Origin of the sequence: Leifsonia soli (assembly GCF_013408745.1) — a bacterium.
GTDB classification, from domain to species: Bacteria; Actinomycetota; Actinomycetes; order Actinomycetales; family Microbacteriaceae; genus Leifsonia; species Leifsonia soli.
Window position 1 is genome coordinate 3,865,741 of the sequence record NZ_JACCBJ010000001.1, and the last position, 16,842, is coordinate 3,882,582.

The 16,842-nt window shown below is 70.4% G+C and carries 15 protein-coding genes; 11 read left to right on the forward strand and 4 right to left on the reverse strand.

All coding sequences use genetic code 11. From position 1 onward, the window contains the following. Positions 1-28: 28 nt before the first annotated feature. Positions 29-1,705 carry an ABC transporter substrate-binding protein gene (locus tag BJ963_RS18795; RefSeq protein ID WP_343037323.1) on the reverse strand — a complete coding sequence of 559 codons (1,677 nt, stop codon included), beginning with the start codon at positions 1,703-1,705 and terminating at the stop codon, positions 29-31. Between the two features lie 166 nt (positions 1,706-1,871). Here BJ963_RS18795 and BJ963_RS18800 point away from each other — a divergent pair, with 166 nt between their 5' ends. The 11 genes from BJ963_RS18800 to BJ963_RS18850 all read left to right on the forward strand — a co-directional run bounded on the left by BJ963_RS18800 (position 1,872) and on the right by BJ963_RS18850 (position 13,557). Then, positions 1,872-2,912 (forward strand): Gfo/Idh/MocA family protein, encoded by a 1,041-nt coding sequence (locus tag BJ963_RS18800; RefSeq protein ID WP_089913759.1) that lies wholly within the window; start codon positions 1,872-1,874, stop codon positions 2,910-2,912. After that, the gene (locus BJ963_RS18805) at positions 2,909-3,682 is read left to right on the forward strand and encodes a GntR family transcriptional regulator (RefSeq protein ID WP_179457939.1); all 774 of its coding nucleotides are present in this window, start codon (positions 2,909-2,911) and stop codon (positions 3,680-3,682) included. The genes BJ963_RS18800 and BJ963_RS18805 overlap by 4 nt, the downstream gene beginning before the upstream one ends. A gap of 1 nt (position 3,683) precedes the next feature. Beyond that, a complete protein-coding gene (locus BJ963_RS18810; protein WP_179457940.1) occupies positions 3,684-5,702 on the forward strand; it encodes a primary-amine oxidase in 2,019 nt (672 codons plus the stop codon). Continuing rightward, positions 5,699-6,412 carry a TIM barrel protein gene (locus tag BJ963_RS18815; RefSeq protein ID WP_179457941.1) on the forward strand — a complete coding sequence of 238 codons (714 nt, stop codon included), beginning with the start codon at positions 5,699-5,701 and terminating at the stop codon, positions 6,410-6,412. The genes BJ963_RS18810 and BJ963_RS18815 overlap by 4 nt, the downstream gene beginning before the upstream one ends. Then, positions 6,409-7,539 carry a Gfo/Idh/MocA family protein gene (locus tag BJ963_RS18820; protein WP_179457942.1) on the forward strand — a complete coding sequence of 377 codons (1,131 nt, stop codon included), beginning with the start codon at positions 6,409-6,411 and terminating at the stop codon, positions 7,537-7,539. The genes BJ963_RS18815 and BJ963_RS18820 overlap by 4 nt, the downstream gene beginning before the upstream one ends. Further along, positions 7,536-8,555 carry an SIS domain-containing protein gene (locus tag BJ963_RS18825; RefSeq protein WP_089913747.1) on the forward strand — a complete coding sequence of 340 codons (1,020 nt, stop codon included), beginning with the start codon at positions 7,536-7,538 and terminating at the stop codon, positions 8,553-8,555. Before BJ963_RS18820 ends, BJ963_RS18825 begins: the two co-directional genes overlap by 4 nt. Continuing rightward, positions 8,552-9,454 carry a BadF/BadG/BcrA/BcrD ATPase family protein gene (locus BJ963_RS18830; protein WP_343037324.1) on the forward strand — a complete coding sequence of 301 codons (903 nt, stop codon included), beginning with the start codon at positions 8,552-8,554 and terminating at the stop codon, positions 9,452-9,454. The genes BJ963_RS18825 and BJ963_RS18830 overlap by 4 nt, the downstream gene beginning before the upstream one ends. A 44-nt stretch (positions 9,455-9,498) precedes the next feature. Continuing rightward, positions 9,499-10,875, forward strand: a complete 1,377-nt coding sequence (aldh, locus tag BJ963_RS18835) for an aldehyde dehydrogenase AldH (protein WP_089913744.1) — start codon at positions 9,499-9,501, stop codon at positions 10,873-10,875. Next, positions 10,872-11,405, forward strand: a complete 534-nt coding sequence (locus BJ963_RS18840) for a hypothetical protein (protein ID WP_179457943.1) — start codon at positions 10,872-10,874, stop codon at positions 11,403-11,405. Before aldh ends, BJ963_RS18840 begins: the two co-directional genes overlap by 4 nt. A 75-nt stretch (positions 11,406-11,480) precedes the next feature. Further along, positions 11,481-12,509, forward strand: a complete 1,029-nt coding sequence (locus BJ963_RS18845; protein ID WP_179457944.1) for a substrate-binding domain-containing protein — start codon at positions 11,481-11,483, stop codon at positions 12,507-12,509. 31 nt (positions 12,510-12,540) lie between these two features. After that, a complete protein-coding gene (locus BJ963_RS18850) occupies positions 12,541-13,557 on the forward strand; it encodes a substrate-binding domain-containing protein (RefSeq protein ID WP_179457945.1) in 1,017 nt (338 codons plus the stop codon). A gap of 12 nt (positions 13,558-13,569) precedes the next feature. On the opposite strand, the gene BJ963_RS18855 is transcribed toward BJ963_RS18850, so the two are convergent. From BJ963_RS18855 to BJ963_RS18865, 3 genes are all read right to left on the reverse strand, one after another. Further along, positions 13,570-14,493 carry a carbohydrate ABC transporter permease gene (locus tag BJ963_RS18855; protein ID WP_179457946.1) on the reverse strand — a complete coding sequence of 308 codons (924 nt, stop codon included), beginning with the start codon at positions 14,491-14,493 and terminating at the stop codon, positions 13,570-13,572. Continuing rightward, the gene (locus tag BJ963_RS18860) at positions 14,490-15,404 is read right to left on the reverse strand and encodes a carbohydrate ABC transporter permease (RefSeq protein ID WP_179457947.1); all 915 of its coding nucleotides are present in this window, start codon (positions 15,402-15,404) and stop codon (positions 14,490-14,492) included. The genes BJ963_RS18855 and BJ963_RS18860 overlap by 4 nt, the downstream gene beginning before the upstream one ends. Before the next feature lie 83 nt (positions 15,405-15,487). After that, positions 15,488-16,804: an extracellular solute-binding protein gene (locus BJ963_RS18865; protein ID WP_343037325.1), complete on the reverse strand. Its 1,317-nt coding sequence runs from the start codon at positions 16,802-16,804 to the stop codon at positions 15,488-15,490. Positions 16,805-16,842 lie beyond the last annotated feature (38 nt).

Genomic DNA, 16,842 nt, shown 5'->3' on the forward strand with positions numbered 1-16,842 from the left:
CCGGTCACCGCCACCCCGCGCCGAGGGGTCACTTGACGGGCTTCAGCGACTTGGCGATGTAGCCGATGTTGCCGGAGAGCCAGTTGGACGGGGTCGCCCACAGGTTGTCCGGTGTGGGCATCCCGGTGAAGTACTGGTCGCGGTAGGTGGTCACCGCGCCGTTCTGGCTGAGGATGATGTACGGCTGGTTCTCGGCGAAGTAGGTGCCGAGCGCCTGGTAGGCGCTGGTCAGCTGCGCCGGGTCGTTGGTGCCGCCCGCCTCGGCGATCAGCTGGTCCACCTTCGGGTCCTGGAAGCGGACGAAGTTGGCGTTGGCCGGCTTGCCGACCGGTGCCGTCTTGGCCGAGTCCAGGCTGTCGCTGAACTGCTGGAAGGGATTCGGGCCGGTCGGGATGCGGTCGTCCAGCAGGTCGAACGAGCCGTTCTGGCGAGCGGTCGAGTAGGCGCCGAGCGATAGCTCCTCCGGGGTGGCCTGCACGCCGATCTTCTGGAAGTCCTGCACCAGCAGCTGGTTGGCGGTGATCGTGTCGGTGTAGCCGGTGACGGTCGTGATCTTCAACTTCACCGGCTGGCCGTCCTTGCCGATCAGGTTGCCGGAGCCGTCGTAGGAGTAGCCGGCGTCGGTGAGGATCTTCTTGGCCTTGTCCACATCCTGGTCGAGCGTCTTGCCCTTGTAGTCGGCCGGGATGTAGGCCTCGTCCCGCGGCTGCAGGAGGCTCGTCGGGTTGGCCGGGGTGTCGGTGCCGCCGAACGCCTGCTTGATGATGGCGTCGCGGTCGATGGACAGGCTCAGCGCCTGACGGAAGGCGAGGTCGTTGAACGGCGCCTTGCTGAGGTTCGGCATCAGCACCTTGATGTCGGCGGGGATCGACGTGTACTTGTTGTACTTCTTGTCCTTGTCGACGAACGACTTCTGGACGTCCTGCAGCGCGATGCCGGCCCAGTCGATCTGACCCGCGTTGAGCGAGTTGAGCGCTGCGGCGTTGCCGGTGGAGGTGACCAGCCGGATGCCGGGGATCGCCGGCTGCCCCTTCTGGTAGTAGTCCTTGTTGGCCGTGAGGGTCACCGACTGCGGCGTGAACTGGCCGAAGTCGAAGGCGCCGGTGCCGATCGGCTTCTGGTTGGTCGTCTTCGCCGGGTCGGAGATGGACGACCAGATGTGCTCCGGCACGATGAAGGTGAGGCCGAGCAGGCGGTACTCGTTGGGGTAGTCCGGCTGGCTGAGCGTGATGGTGACGTGGGTGTCGTCGACGGCCTTCGCCTCGGCGATCTTGAGGCCGTAGAGGTTGAGCTCCGGCTTCTCCTTGAGCAGGGTGTAGGTGTAGGCGACGTCGGCCGCGGTGAACGGCTTGCCGTCCTGCCACTTCACGCCGTCGCGCAGGGTCACGGTGTAGGTGAGGCCGTCGGGCGACACGGTGTACTCGGTGCCGAGCCAGGGCTGCGGCTTCTCGTTCTTGGCGGAGTTGAAGTAGAACAGCGGCTCGTAGACCGCGCCGAGGACGGCGCCGTTCGCACCGTAGGCGACGTCGGCGACGAACGGGTTGAAGTTGTTCGTCAGGTTGCCGGGGTTGCCGGAGTACACGTTCAGGAGGCGGGAGCTGCTGGAGGCGCCGCTCCCGGCGCATCCCGTGATGATCAGCGTGGCGGCCGCCACCGTCGCGAGAGCCGCAGCCACTCGCATCTTCATCGACTTGCGTGGTCGCACTGCATTCTCCTCGGGTTCGGGGTGATGGATTGACCGCGAGCATACATAGCGGTCCATAGAGGTAGCAAGAGGTATTTTGTTTCTGGTCTATTACGGGTTTCGGTATAGACCAATGGCGTACCACATGGCTACTATGGCGATCACACCCGTTCCAGCAGGAGGAAATGTGATTCGAGTAGGACTCCTCGGTTCCGGCTTCATCGCCGACACGTACGCGGACGCCCTCCAAGACGTCCGCGGGGCCGAGCTCGTCGCCACCTACTCGCGCGACCTCGCCCGCGCTCAGGCCTTCGCCGAGAAGTGGGGCCCCATCCGGCGTCAGTACGACGACATGGCTGCCCTGTGCGCCGACCCGGAGATCGACCTCGTCGTCATCGCGCTCCCCAACGAGGTGCACGTCGAGGCGGTCCGCATCGCCGCGGCCGCGGGCAAGGGCATCGTGTGCACAAAGCCGCTCGCCCGCACCGGAGCAGAGGCTGCAGAGATCCTCCGCATCGTCCGCGACGCCGGTGTCTGGCACGGCTACGCCGAGAGCTCGGTCTTCTCGCCGAACATCGCGAAAGCCCACCAGATGGTCGTCGCCGGTGCGATCGGCGACCCCCTCACCATGCGGGCGCGGGAGGCGCACTCCGGTCCGCACGCCCCGCACTTCTGGGACGCCGAGACGGCAGGCGGGGGAGCCCTGCTCGATATGGGCTGCCACACGGTCGAGTCCGCACGCCACTTCTTCGGGAAGGACAACCCGGTCACCGAGGTCTTCGCGTGGGGCGCCACGATGGCCCACGCGGACAAGACCACCGGAGAGGACACGGCCATCGCCCTCCTCAAGTTCGCGGGCGGTCAGCTGGCGCAGATCGAGTCGTCGTGGATCGAGAAGGGCGGCATGCAGTTGCGGCACGAGCTCGTCGGCACCGCCGGCCGGCTCGTCACGGACACCTCTCACACGCCCGTCTGGGGATTCATCGAGAACCCCGCCGGCTACCTGGTCGAGAAGGCGGACGCCGAGACGGGATGGGTGTATCCGGTCCCGGAAGAGGCCAGGGCCTACGGCTTCAGCCAGGAGATGCGGCATTTCGTCGAGCGCTTCGCCGAGGGGCGGGAGCCGGATGAGACGTTCGACGACGGCTTCGTCGTCAACTGCATCCTCGACGCCTGCTACGCCTCGATGCGTTCGGGCGTCTGGGAGACGGTGAGCCTCGCGCGATGACGACGACACCGACCACGACGGGCGTCGTCCGGACCGACTACCCGGACCCGCTCTGGATGCAGGCGGCCGACTCGCTGCGCGAGCGGATCTCCTCCGGCTCGCTGCCCGCGGGCGCGCGCCTGCCACCCGAGCGCGAGCTCTGCCTGACGCTCGGGATCAGCCGGGTCACTCTCCGCAAGGCGCTGCAAGCTCTCGTGGAGGACGGCGCGCTCGCGCCGTCGCACGGCCGAGGCTGGTACGTGTCCGGCGAGAGCGATCAGCGCAACGAGTGGCCGAACAGCCTCGAGTCCTTCAGCGAGACGGCCGAGCGGATGGGGCTGGCGGCGAGCTCGCGCGTGCTGCAGGCGAGCGTCGCCCCCTCCACCATCGACGACGCCGAGCTGCTCGGCATCGCCCCGGGCCTCCCGATCTTCCGCCTGGGCCGCGTGCGGATGCTCGGCGGCGTGCCGATCGCCCTCGACTGGGCGCTCATCCCGGCCGCCCTGCTTCCGGACGCCGAGAGCTACGACTTCGAGACCTCCTCGCTGTACGAGGCGCTCACCGAGACCGGCAACGAGCTCGCCAACGCGGAGACGACCATCGAGGCCCGCGAGGCGAGCGCCGACGTCGCCGGCCAGCTCGGCGTCCAGCCCGGAACGCCGACCCTCGTGATGCACCAGGTGGTGCGCAACCGGTCGGAGCGGGCGGTGCTCGCCTCGACCGTGCAGTACGCGGGCGACCGCTATCGCCTGCGCACCTACTTCTCCCGCCACAACAGAACGGAGTCCTGACGTGACCGAAACCGCACCAGCGCCCACCTCGTCGCTCGCAGACCCGGAGACCGACGCCGCCATCGCAGCTGCCCTGGCGAGCCTCCGGCCGGAGGAGGTCGCCGCCTCCCGGGCGATCCTCGAGCGGGAGGGACTGCTCGGGCCCGACGGCCACGTGTCGTACTTCGGGCTGCTGGAGCAGGACAAGCGCACGCTGCTCGCTCCGGGATCGCGGCCCGACGCGCGCCGCTTCCGGGCCATGCTCGTCGACTTCGGCACCGGCGCCTCCCACGACGTCGTCGTCTGCCCGGCCGAGGACCGCCTGGTCTCGGCGGTCGAGCTCGACCCGGCCGACGGGCAGGTGCCCGTCGTGCTCGCCGAGTTCGGGCTGGTCGAGGAGATCGTGCACCAGGACGAGCGGTGGCTGGCGGCCATGGCCAAGCGCGGCCTCACCGACATCTCGACACTGCGCGTGAACCCGCTGTCGGCCGGCGCGCCGGCGACCGACGAGGCCGGCCGCCGCATCCAGCGCTGCTTCACCTTCGTGCAGAAGACGCCGGACGATCTCGGCTGGGCGCATCCCGTCGACGGCGTCACGGTCATGGTGGATGTCGTCACCCGTGAGGTGCTCGATGTCATCGACTACGTCGACCTGCCCGTTCCGCAGGAGGACGGCAACTTCCACCTCCGCGAGTGGGTCGGGAAGCCGGACCGGGCGGGCCTCAAGCCGATCGAGATCACCCAGCCGGAGGGGCCCAGCTTCACCATCGACGAGAACGGCGTGCTGTCCTGGCTCGGCTGGAAGCTGCAGGTGTCGTTCGACCAGCGCGAAGGGCTCGTCTTCCACAACGTCTCGGTCGCGGACGACGGCGTTCAGCGCCCAGTGCTGTACCGCGCCTCCATCGCCGAGATGATGGTGCCGTACGGCGACCCGAGCCCCCAGCGTTGGTTCCAGAACTTCTTCGACTGCGGCGAGTACCTGCTCGGCGGCTTCGCGAACTCCCTGGAGCTGGGCTGCGACTGCGTCGGGGACATCACGTACCTGGATGCGACGCTCGCCGACAACGCGGGCAACGTCCGCATCATCCCGCAGGCGATCTGCATCCACGAGGAGGACGCCGGGATCCTCTGGAAGCACTTCGACAACTGGAACGGTTCGAGCGACTCGCGCCGCAACCGCCGGCTGGTGGTCAGCTTCTTCGTGACCGTCGGCAACTACGACTACGGCTTCTACTGGTACTTCTCGCTCGACGGCAACATCGAGCTGGAGGTGAAGGCGACCGGCGTCGTGTTCACCTCGGCCTACCCCGGCCCCGGCTACGCGTACGCATCGGAGCTGGCACCCGGTCTGGGAGCGCCCTACCACCAGCACCTCTTCTCGGCCCGCCTCGACATGATGGTCGACGGCCTGGAGAACGCGGTCGACGAACTGGAGGCGGTGCTCGTGCCGCGCGGGCCGGAGAACCCCACCGGCACCGGGATCACCCAGACCGTCACGCGCCTGCGCACCGAGAAGGAGGCGCAGCGGATGGCCGACAACGCCAAGAACCGGGTGTGGCTCGTCTCGAACCCGGAAAGGCGGAACCGGCTCGGCGGGAACGTCGGGTACGTGCTGTACCCGGAGGGGAAGCCCGCGCTGCTCGCTGACGAGCTCTCCGACATCCACCAGCGCGCGACCTACTCGGCCAAGCACCTGTGGGTCACTCCCTACGAGCCCCGCGAGCTGTACCCGGCGGGCGACTTCGTCAACATGCACCCGGGAGGTGCCGGCCTGCCGAAGTGGACGGCCGCGGACCGGGACGTCGACGGGGCCGACATCGTGCTCTGGCACACCTTCGGGCTCACGCACTTCCCCCGCATCGAGGACTGGCCGGTGATGCCGGTCGACTCGGCCGGGTTCGTGCTCAAGCCGCACGGCTTCTTCGGCGCCAACCCGACTCTCGACATCCCCGAGTCGGTCGGCGACCACTGCGCGCCCGGCCATCACGGACACGGGGATGCGCACCAGCACGGGCACGAGCACGGAGGTCACGGCGCGTGAGTCTCGGCATCCAGCTGTACAGCGTCCGCGACGACATCGGACAGGACGCGCTCGGCGGCACGCTCGCGCGCCTCGCCGGATACGGCTTCACGCACGTGGAGCCGTACGACATCCTCAGCGACACGGCGGGACTCCGGGCCGCGCTCGACGCGACGGGACTCACCGCCGCGACCGCGCACGCGAAGATCACCGAGCTCGACCGCGACGCCGTCCTCGACGCCGCGGAGAGCCTCGGGATCGGCACGGTCATCGTCCCCTTCGTGCCGCCGGCGAGCATCGCCGACCACGACGGCGTGCTCGCGCTCGCCGACGCGATCAACGCCGTGGTGCCGGTGGCCGCCGAGCGCGGCATCCGCATCGGCTACCACAACCACGACTTCGAGTTCTCTCAGCGCGTGGACGGGCGGACGGCCTACGACGTGCTGGTCGACGCGCTCGACCCCGCGGTCGTGCTGGAGCTCGACACCTACTGGGCGGCCGTCGGCGGCGAGGACGTGCTCGGCCTCATCCCGAGGCTCGGGGACCGGCTGCGGTTCCTCCACGTCAAGGAGGACGGCACCAACCCGTTCGACGTCACCGCGGCGATCGCCGCCAGCCGGTCGCTCGAACTGCCGGTGGTCGAGGTCGTCGTGCACGAGGGGGATGTGTTCCCGCTCGTCGAGCGCAACGCCGCGTTCTTCTCCGAGCGCCTTCCGGCGGTGGACGCATGACCGCGACGGGCGTCGGGATCGTCGGCGCTGGCAACATCTCGGACGAGTACCTGCGCTCGCTCGCGACGTATCCGGATGTGCGGGTGGTCGCCGTCGCGGACCTCGACGCCGGCCGGGCAGCCGCGCAGGCCGAGCGGTACGGCATCGATGCCGCTCCCTCGGTGGCCGACCTGCTCGCCCGCGACGACGTCGAGATCGTGGTCAACCTCACGATCCCGGCCGCGCACGCCGAGGTGGCCCTCGCGGCCATCGCCGCGGGCAAGCACGTCTGGGGCGAGAAGCCGCTCACGCTCGATCTCGCGTCGGCGCGCGCCGTGCTCGATGCAGCGGAGGCAGCGGGAGTCGTCGTCGCCAATGCGCCGGACACCATCCTCGGCGAGGGCATCCAGAACGCGCAGCGACTGCTGCTCGACGGTGCGATCGGCGAGCCCCGGACGCTCCTCACGCTGATGCAGGGCCCCGGCCCGGATGCGTGGCACCCGCGTCCGCAGTTCCTCTTCGCCCGGGGCGCCGGTCCGCTGTTCGACATCGGCCCGTACTACGTCAGCACGATGATCCAGCTGCTCGGTCCCATCGCGTCCGTGGAGGCGATGGGCCAGCGACCCAGAGCCGAGCGCGTGGTCGGGTCCGGCCCGGACGCCGGCCTGCGTTTCCCCGTCGAGGTCGACACGCACCTGAGCGTGCTCACGCGGTTCGCGTCCGGCGTCGTCGGGACGTCGGTGTACAGCTTCGACTCGCCGCGGCGGCGGCAGGCCTTCGAGATCACCGGATCCGAGGGCGTGCTCGAGGTGCCCGTCAGCGGCTTCGACGGCCCGACGCGACTGCTCGCCGGAGACGACCGGGACCACGCGTGGAGCGAGGTCCCGCCGCCCGGGGCGCACCGCGAACGCGGTGTCGGCGTGCTGGAGCTGGCGCGCGCCCTGCGCGACGGCCGGGCTCCTCGCGCCTCCGGCCGGCTCGCGTTCCATGCGCTCGAGGTGATGCTCGCCATCGAGGAGTCGGCCCGCTCGGGTGCTCCCGTGACCGTCGAGAGCACCGCACCGCCCGTCGAACCGCTCCCGCCCGGATGGGACCCGAGTGCGACGACCACACCAACCAGCCCAGCACAGTCAGGGGGATCCCGATGAAGGGGTACATCACGTACGCGTCAGCACGCGCGACGCAGGCGGAGGAGCTCGGCCGGGCGATCCCGCTGATCGCCGACCAGGTCGCTGCCCGCTCCGCGCTCGGTCAGCTGGCCGGGCCCGGGCCGATCTTCGTGGGGATCGGAGCCAGCCTCGCCGCCGCGTGCGCGCCGGTGTGGGAGCTGCGGTCGCGGGGCATCCACTCGCTGCGTCTGGGGGCGGGCGACTACCCGGTGCCCTTCCCTCCGAGCGTGCATCCGATCGTCGGCATCTCGCAGAGCGGCCGCAGCGCGGAGACCCTCGCGGTGCTGGAGTCGGTGCCGCAGGAGCTGCGCTTCGCCGTCGTGAACAGCGAGCCGTCGCCGATCGGGCGCATCGCCTCGACGCTCTCGCTCGGGAACCTGGCCGACAGCTACGCGTCGACGCTGGGCTACACGGCCACCGTCGCCGCGCTCGGGCTGCTGGCGGACTCCTGGGACGGCGGGACCCCGGACGCCGGATGGTGGCGGCTGGCCGAGACGTTCGCCGAGGTGGAGGACCGTCTGACGGCTCCGGTCTCGGCGCTCGCCGAGCTCTTCGCCACCGTGTCGTCGAGCGATTTCGTCGGCGCGGGCCCGGCGGTGGGATCGGCCGAGGCGGGCGCGCTGCTGTTCCGCGAGGTCGCGCGCATCCCGGCGACCGGGATGAGCACCCGGCAGTACCTGCACGGCTCGATGGAGTCGGCGGGCGACGGGGTGCACGTGGTCTTCGGCGACAGCCGGGAGCTCGACCTCGCGACGACGCTGGCGGACGCCGGGCATCACGTGGTGCTCGTCTCGGCGGAGGCCGTCGATGCGTCCCCGACGCTGCACCCGGTGCTGCTGCCCAAACTGCCCGCCGCGCAGCGCGCGGTGCTCGAGGCGCTCGTCATGCAGATCCTCGTCGGAGCGGTCGCCGATGTGCGCGGAGTCGAGATCGAGGAGTTCGTGTTCCACAACGCGGACACCAAGGTGTCGGTGGATGCGGGAGGCGCCGCGTGACGGCGTCCCCGCTTCCTGTGATCGTGGGCTTGGATGCCGGAGGCACCAAGCTCGGCGTGCGCGCTGAGACCCTCGACGGCTCTCGCGTCGCCGACGTCGCCCTGCCGGCGGATGAATGGAGCGCATCCCCGGCAGGCGGCGCCGCACGGTGGCTGGATGTGCGCATCCGTCATGTGCTCCCCGAGGGGGCGACCGTCGCAGCCCTGGGCGTCGGCGCCCAGGGGCTCGACACGGTCGAGCACGCCCGCGAGCTCCGTGCCGCCCTCGGTGAGCTGGGATACCGCGCGGCCGTGGTGAACGACGCGGAACTGCTCGTCCCCGCTGCGGGTCTCCGCGACGGGATCGGCGTGATCGCCGGGACCGGCTCCATCGCGGTCGGTGCCGACGCCTCGGGCCGGACGCTGTTCGCCGGCGGCTGGGGCTGGGTCATCGGCGACGAGGGCGGTGCGCCCGCGATCGTGCGCGAGGCCACCGTCGCCGCGCTCCGCGCCGACGATGAGGGCCTTCCGGACGACGGCCTCCTCGCCGCTCTGGAGCGCGCCTTCGGTGTGTCGTCCGCCCCCGCGCTCGCCCGCGCCGTCAACGACGACCCCACCCCCGAAAGCTGGGGCCCGCGCGCCGTCGCCGTCTTCGCGGCGGCCGATGGCGGCTCCGGTCTGGCCGTGTCCGTGATCGACCGGGCGGGTTCCGCGCTCGCCGCGCTGATCGACCGGCTGGTCTCCCGCGGCGCCACCGGCTCGCACATCGTCGTGGGCGGCAGTGTCTTCGCCCATCAGCCGCGCCTGCTCGCGGCCTTCTCGGGGGCGGTCGCGGCGACGCATCCCGGGTTCACCGTCGTGCCGCTCACAGACGCACCGGTCGCCGGCGCCGTCGAGCTGGCCAGGCGCATCGTGGCGTGAGCCGCGCGCGCATCCCATCGGCCGTCACAACAAAGGAGTCAGCAATGGCCATCGCCACCATCAACCCCACCACGGGCGAGACGCTCGAGACGTTCGAGCCGCACACGCCCGAGCAGCTGGAGGAGATCCTCGCCGGCGCCGAGGCAGCCTACCGCGGACTGGCCGACACCACCTTCGAGCAGCGGGGCGCATGGATGCGCGCCGCCGCCGACATCCTCGACGCCGAGCTCGACGAGGTCGCCGCGCTCGTCACCACCGAGATGGGCAAGACCATCGGGACGGCGAAGTACGAGGTGTCCAAGTCGGCGCGCGGAATGCGGTGGTACGCCGATCACGCCGCGGAGTACCTCGCCGAGGAGCACCCGGTCGCAGCGGGCGACGTCGGCGCCTCCGCCGTGAGCGTCCGCTACCAGCCGATCGGGACGGTGCTGGCGGTCATGCCGTGGAACTACCCGTTCTGGCAGGTGATCCGCTTCGCGGCTCCCGCGCTGATGGCGGGCAACACCGGCATCCTGAAGCACGCGTCGAGTGTGCCGCAGAGCGCGCTCTATCTCGGTTCGCTGTTCGAGCGTGCCGGGTTCCCGGCGGGCGCCTTCCAGACGGTCCTCGTCGAGGGCGGCGCGGTCGCCCCGCTCATCGACGACCGCCGCATCCGGGCCGTCACCCTCACCGGGTCGGTCGGTGCCGGGTCCTCCGTCGCCGAAGCGGCCGGCCGCAACATCAAGAAGTCGGTGCTGGAGCTCGGCGGCACGGATGTGTTCGTCGTCATGCCGTCCGCGGACATCGCGGCAGCGGCCGCCGCCGGGGTGAACGCCCGCGTGCAGAACTCGGGCCAGAGCTGCATCGCCGCCAAGCGGTACTACGTGCACACGGACGTCTACGACGCGTTCGAGGAGGCCTTCGTCGCAGGGATGCGCGCGCAGGTCGTCGGCGATCCGTTCGACGAGGCGACGTCGTTCGGTCCGCTCGCGACGGAGCAGGTGCGCCGCGACACGCACGAGCTGGTCGAGGATGCGGTGGCCAAAGGAGCGACCCTGCTCGCCGGAGGCGAGCTGCCGGAGGGTCCCGGGTGGTTCTACCCGGCGACGGTGCTGCGCGATGTCACCCCCGAGATGCGCATCTTCCGTGAGGAGTGCTTCGGTCCGGTGGCCTGCCTCTACCGCGTCGCGTCGGCCGAGGAGGCGGTCGAGCGCTCGAACGACTCCGACTTCGGCCTGAGCTCGAGCGTGTGGACCCGGGACGACGAGGAGGCCGCGTTCTTCCAGGATCGCATCGAGGCGGGAGGCGTCTTCGTCAACGGGCTCACGGCGTCCTTCCCCCAGCTGCCGTTCGGCGGTATCAAGGACTCCGGCTACGGACGCGAGCTGTCGGCGTTCGGCATCCGCGAGTTCACCAACGTGAAGACGGTCTGGCGGGCGTGACCACCGGGGCGGCCGCGGTGCCGGTGGTCCGTGCGGGCGCATCCGCACGGACCACCGGCGTCCCGGCACACCCGCGCGGCGCGACGCACCGCACCGTCGGCACGCTCGTCCACGAGCTGCCGCAGTCCGCGGTGATGGCGCTCGCCTGCCTCGCCGGGGATGCCGCGGCCCTGAGCGCCGCCGCCGTCGCCCTCGCCCTGCTCGCCTGCGGCTACGGCCGCATGGCACGCAGCTCGGCCTTCGCCCGTGAGCACGTGGTCGATCTGTGGGCGATGCTGCTCGTGCTGGTGGGCATGGCGTTCTCGGGCGGCGAGGTCGCGGGCGGACCGGCCGTCGCTCATGCGGTGGCGTCGCCGCACCGCCACCTGGCGGCGTCGATCGCGGGTCCGGTCGGGCCGGCGCTCATCGTGGTCGCCGTCGCAGGCTGGGTGGTCGGCCGCCTGCTGCTCGCACGGCGCGTCCGGCGGCTGCACACCGCCGTCTCCGCCGTCGTGTGCGGCGGGATGCTCGTCGCGATGATCGCGATGTGACCGGGCGGCCGGCGGCATCGCGCCGCGCCCGGTATGCGCATTCCCAGCAAGGGACGGAGCCGGTACTGTTGCGGTGTGGGTGAGGCGAAGAGCGAGGCGGCGCCCCGACGTCCCGTCACGCTGACCGATGTCGCGCGGCGGGCGGGCGTCTCGCAGCCCACCGCGTCGCGGGTGCTCAACGGGAGCGCACGGACCGTCGCCGACAGCTACCGGCGGCGCGTGCTCGACGCGGCCCGCGAACTGGGCTACACGCCCAACCTCGCCGCCCAGGTCATCGCGCGCGGCACCTCCCGGACCATCGCCCTCGTGATCAGCGGCATCTCGGACCCCTACTTCTCGGCCATGGCCTCCGAGTTGATGAAGCAGGCGGCCGAGTACGGGATGCGCGTCTCGATCGCCGTCACGGACCGGCGCGTCGACCGCGAGCTGGAGCTGGTACGGGAGCTGCGCGGACAGCAGCCGCAGGCGATCGTGCTGGCGGGCACCGGGTACGTCGATCCGCCCAACGGCGACGAGCTCGTGGCCGAGCTGCGCCGGTTCGAGGAGACGGGCGGGCGGGTCGTGCTGATCAGCCGCACGGACCTGCCCTTCGAGACGGTGACCTTCGACAACCGCGAAGGCGCCAGGGAGCTGGCGGCGGAGCTGTCCACCCTCGGCTATCGTCGCGCGCTCGTTCTGGGCAGCGCCACACCGCTGCTCTCCATGCAGCAGCGCGTTGACGGCTTCGTCGAAGGCTTCGGCGGCGATGCGACCGTCGCCTACCCCGAGTTCTCCTGGGAGGGCGCGCGTGATCACATCCGCGCCCTTCCGGACGACGTGCTCGGCCGTGTCGAGCTGGTCTTCGCGATCACCGACGACATGGCCCTCGGCGCGATCGCCGGCCTGCGCGACCGGGGTCGTCGTATCCCGCAGGATGTCGCGGTCGCCGGCTTCGATGACATCACCACGTTGCGCGACGTCGTTCCCGCGCTGACGACCGTCCACGTGCCGCTCGACCAGGTCGCCGACGAGACGGTCCGCCGTGCGCTCGGCGGCGAGGCGGGAGGCCGAACGGTGCCGGCGCATCCCGTGATCCGCGCGTCCACCCCGCCGGTCCGTCGGTAGGGCGCGGATGCGCGGCCGGTAGGTTGGGGCTGTGAGCGAGAACGCCCCCACTCTGTCCGACGTCGCGGCGCACGCCGGCGTCTCCCTGGCGACCGCGTCCCGCGCGCTCAACGGCAGCACGCGGACGGTCAACCCCGCGCTGCAGGAGCGGGTGCTCGCGTCAGCCAGCGCGCTCGGGTACAGCCCCAACATCCAGGCGCAGGCCGTCGCACGGGGCACCAGCAACGTCGTCGCTCTCGTCGTCGGCGATATCGCCGATCCCTACTTCGCCTCCATCGCGTCCGGTGTCATCCGCGTGGCGGACGAGCGCGGGCTCATCGTCACGATCACGGCGACGGGGCCGTACGCAGGCGAGGCGTCCGTCGCCCGCGAGCAGGCGGCGCTGACCGCGCTCCGCGGACAGCGCCCGCGCGCGGTCGTCCTCGCCGGAAGCCGCGTGGTCCGCCGGGTCGCCGGCAACGACGCCGTCCCGGGCGCCGCCGATCCGCTCGGGGGCGCCGGCGCGAACGTCGCCGTCATCGGCGGGGGAGCCCCGGAGCACCGGTCGATCGCCGTCGACAATCACGGCGGGGCGGCCGCGCTCGCTCACGAGCTCCTGGCGCTGGGCTATGGCGACTTCGCCGTGGTGGCCGGCCCCGAGGAGCTCGTGACGGTCCGCGACCGCGTCGACGGTTTCCGGTCGGTCGTGCCATCGGCCGCGGTCGCCCACGCCGAGTTCTCCCGTGCGGGCGGCCACAGCGCGATGGCCGAGCTGCTCCGGTCCGGTGCGCGGCCCGAGTGCGTGTTCGCGGTGAGCGACGTGATGGCGATCGGCGCCATGGCCGCCCTCCGGGAGGCGGGGATCGCGCCGGGCGAGCAGATCGCGGTGGCGGGATTCGACGACATCCCGCTCGTCGCCGACGTCACCCCTGCCCTCACCTCGGTGTCGCTGCCGCTCGCCGAGATCGGAGCCCGCGCGCTCGAACTCGCGCTCGCGGAGGAGCCGGCCGCGGACCTGCCGCCGGTCTCCGCCGAGGTGCGCGTGCGCGCATCCACTCCGCGGCGCTGACGTCGCGGCGGCTCAGAGCTTGACGCCGCCCGAGATGAGGTCGATCTTCCAGTACCGCTGGAGCGACAGGAAGAGGACGGCCAGCGGCACGATCGACACCAGGACGCCCGCGATCACGATCGAGTACTGCGCCGCCTGACCGCCGGTGATGATCATCAGGCCGTACAGGCCCAGCGTCAGCGGGTAGAGCTGGTCGTTGTTGATCATCACGAAGGGGAGCAGGAAGTTGTTCCAGATCCCGATGAACTGCAGGAGGAAGACCGTCACCAGCGCCGGCATCATCAGCCGCGACCCGACCGACCAGAAGATGCGCCACTCGCTCCCGCCGTCGATCCGGGCGGCCTCCATGATCTCGTCGGGGACGGACGCCTCCGCGTAGATCTTGCACAGGTAGATCGCGAACGGCGAGACCAGCTGCGGGAGGATGACGGAGGCGTAGGTGTTGGTCATCCCGAACTTCGCCAGCAGCAGGAACTGCGGGATGGCGAGCATGATCTGGGGGAGCAGCACGGCGGCGACGATCAGCCGGAAGATCCACTTCGACCCGGTGAACGCGTACTTGCCGAGGGCGTAGCCGGCCGCGCCGGCGATGACGGTGGACAGCACGCCGCCGCCGACGGCGTAGATCACCGAGTTCAGCGCCCACCGGCCGAAGATGCCGTTGTTGTACGTGAACAGGGCCTGCATGTTGGTCCAGAAGCCGCCGGTGAACGACGGGACGAAGGACGGCGTCGAGAACAGCTCGTCGTTGGTCTTGGTGGAGGCGATCACGATCCAGAGCACCGGGAGCACGCAGTACAGCGCCCCGACGATGAGGATGAGGGTCGGGACGATGTGGAGACCCGACCGCGTGCGCAGCGGAGTCCGGGCGACGGTCCGCCGGGGCGCCTCGCCGGTCGGCGGCCCGTCGGGCGTTCGTACGGTCGCGGTGGTCATCGGGTCTCCCTCCGGGCGAAGCGCCGGCCGATCAGGTTGACGATCACCGTGGCGGCGACGGTCATGACGATGAGGATGAACGAGGTGGCGGCGCCCTCGTAGATGCTGTTGTTCACGAACGCGTCGGTGTAGACGCGCATCAGGGGCACCCAGGTGGAGGAGATGGCGTTCGCGAGCGGCTTCAGGGTCGTCGGCTCGTTGAACAGCTGCAAAGCGCCGATGACCGAGAACAGCGCGACCATGGTGATGGCCGGGGCGATCAGAGGCAGCTTGATGCGCAGGGCGATCTGCAGCTCGCTCGCGCCGTCGAGCTCAGCCGCCTCGAACAGCTCCTTGGGGAGGCTGCGGACCGCGGTGTAGATGATCACCATGTTGAAGCCGACGACTCCCCAGACCGCCACGTTCGCGACGGAGAAGAAGATTCCGGTGCTGCCGAAGTAGTCGATGAACCGGCCGCCGATCGGGCTGGTCGCCGGGAGGTACATGAAGCCCCAGAGCAACGACGCGACGACGCCGGGCACCGCGTATGGCAGGAAAATCGCCAGTCGGGTCACGCCGACGAGGCGGGCGCGCTTGGCATCGAGACAGAGGGCGAAGGTCGTGGCCAGCACGACGGTCAGCGGCACGCCGATCAGGGCGATCAGCAGCATCCTCCCGAGGCTCGCCCAGAACTCCGGGTCGGTGAGCGTCGTCACGTAGTTGGCGAAGCCGGCGAAGACCTCGGTCGGATCGCCGCCGCCGAGGAGCCCGCCGCCCACCTTCAGCTGCAGGAAGCTGAGGATCACCGCGTACACGCCCGGCGCGACCGTGAACAGCAGCAGCAGGATGACGGCGGGGGCGACGAGGAACACGGGCAGCAGGGTGCGCCTGCGGCGGGGTCGACGGGCGGTGCCGGCTCCGATGACGGCCATGGGCGTTTCTCCTGTTCGGTGGATGCGGTCGGGGTCCGGCGGGGGCGACGCGGGGGTCGCCGCCCCCGCCGGGGTGAGAACGGTCAGCCCGTGACCTTGAACCCGATCTTCTTCATGTCGGACACCGTGCTCGACTGCATCGTCTCGAGGGCCGCGGCGAGCGACGTCTTGTTCTGCAGGGCGTCCCCGAAGGCGTTCGAGTAGGAGTCGAACGTCACGTTGGCGTTCGGTCCCCAGATGTCGAACGTGCGGACGCCCTTGGCGAGGGTGCCCATCAGCGAGTAGTAGTCCGGCTGGTTCGACATGAACGGCGGCGGGGTCTTCAGCTCGGGAGCCGACTGGTTCGACAGACTCGCCGGGAAGACCTGGACGTTCTTGATCAGCGACGCGACGCCTTCCTTGGAGGAGTTCATCCACTTCACGAACTTCGCGGCCTCGGCGGGGTGCTTCGAGTTGGCCGTCACGGCCTCGGTCTCGCCGCCCCAGATGCCGACGGTGTCGTCTCCGGCCGTCCAGGCGGGCAGGGGAGCCGCGACCCACTTGCCCGCGGTGTCCTTGGCGATCGACGGCAGCTGGTTGGGCGCCCACTGCGCGCTGACCCAGCCGACGAGGGTGCCGTTGTTCATGTCGGTGTTCCACTGCGCGGACCAGTTCGGCTCCGGGCTGACGACGCCCTGGTTGACGAGCCCGCTCCAGTAGTCGGCCACCTTCTTGGAGGCGGCGTCGTTGATCGCGACCGTCCACTCGTCACCGGAGGCCTTCCACCAGTCGGCGCCCGCCTGCTGGGCGAGGCCGGCGAACCAGCCGGGGTCGGCGGCGGTGAAGTTGCCGATGAACTTCGACGGGTCGGCGGCTTGGATCTTCGCCGCATCCGCCGCGTACTCGTCCCAGGTCGTGGGCGCCGTCAGGCCGAGCGAGTCCCAGATGTCCTTCCGGTAGAAGAACACCATCGGGCAGACGTTCTGCGGCACGCCGTACGTCTTGCCCTCGAACTGCACCTGCGCCAGCGTCGACTTCGAGAAGTCGCCGGAGAGATCCCCGACGTACGTGTCGATCGGAATGACGACCTTGTTGGCGATCAGGGCAGGGAGCGCCTGATACTCCACCTCGGTGACGTCCGGGTTCGTGCCGGCCTTGTTGTTGGTGATGAGCTTGTTGTACAGGGTGTACCCGGTGCCGGACGGCTTGGTCAGCTTGACCTGGATGTCCGGGTTGGCCTTGTTCCACTCGTCGACGACGGCCTGCATGCCGCCGTCCCAGTTGACGTAGGACAGGGTGACCGTGCCGCCGGAGGACGACGAGGTCCCTCCTCCGGAGCTCGAGCAGCCGGTCAGGACCGTGGCCGCGGCGGCGGCCACGCCGACCACCGCGCCGATGGTCCTCAGCGTTGACTTCCTCACTGTGTGCATCTCCTTCGATGATTCGTGGTGCGTTCTCG

What these genes read in the sequence shown, in the direction of transcription:
- BJ963_RS18805 (WP_179457939.1), top strand. Translation starts at nt 2,909, where the DNA reads ATGACGACGACACCGACCACGACGGGCGTCGTCCGGACCGACTACCCG.
- BJ963_RS18860 (WP_179457947.1), bottom strand. Translation starts at nt 15,404, where the DNA reads ATGGCCGTCATCGGAGCCGGCACCGCCCGTCGACCCCGCCGCAGGCGC.
- aldh (WP_089913744.1), top strand. Translation starts at nt 9,499, where the DNA reads ATGGCCATCGCCACCATCAACCCCACCACGGGCGAGACGCTCGAGACG.
- BJ963_RS18855 (WP_179457946.1), bottom strand. Translation starts at nt 14,493, where the DNA reads ATGACCACCGCGACCGTACGAACGCCCGACGGGCCGCCGACCGGCGAG.
- BJ963_RS18825 (WP_089913747.1), top strand. Translation starts at nt 7,536, where the DNA reads ATGAAGGGGTACATCACGTACGCGTCAGCACGCGCGACGCAGGCGGAG.
- BJ963_RS18820 (WP_179457942.1), top strand. Translation starts at nt 6,409, where the DNA reads ATGACCGCGACGGGCGTCGGGATCGTCGGCGCTGGCAACATCTCGGAC.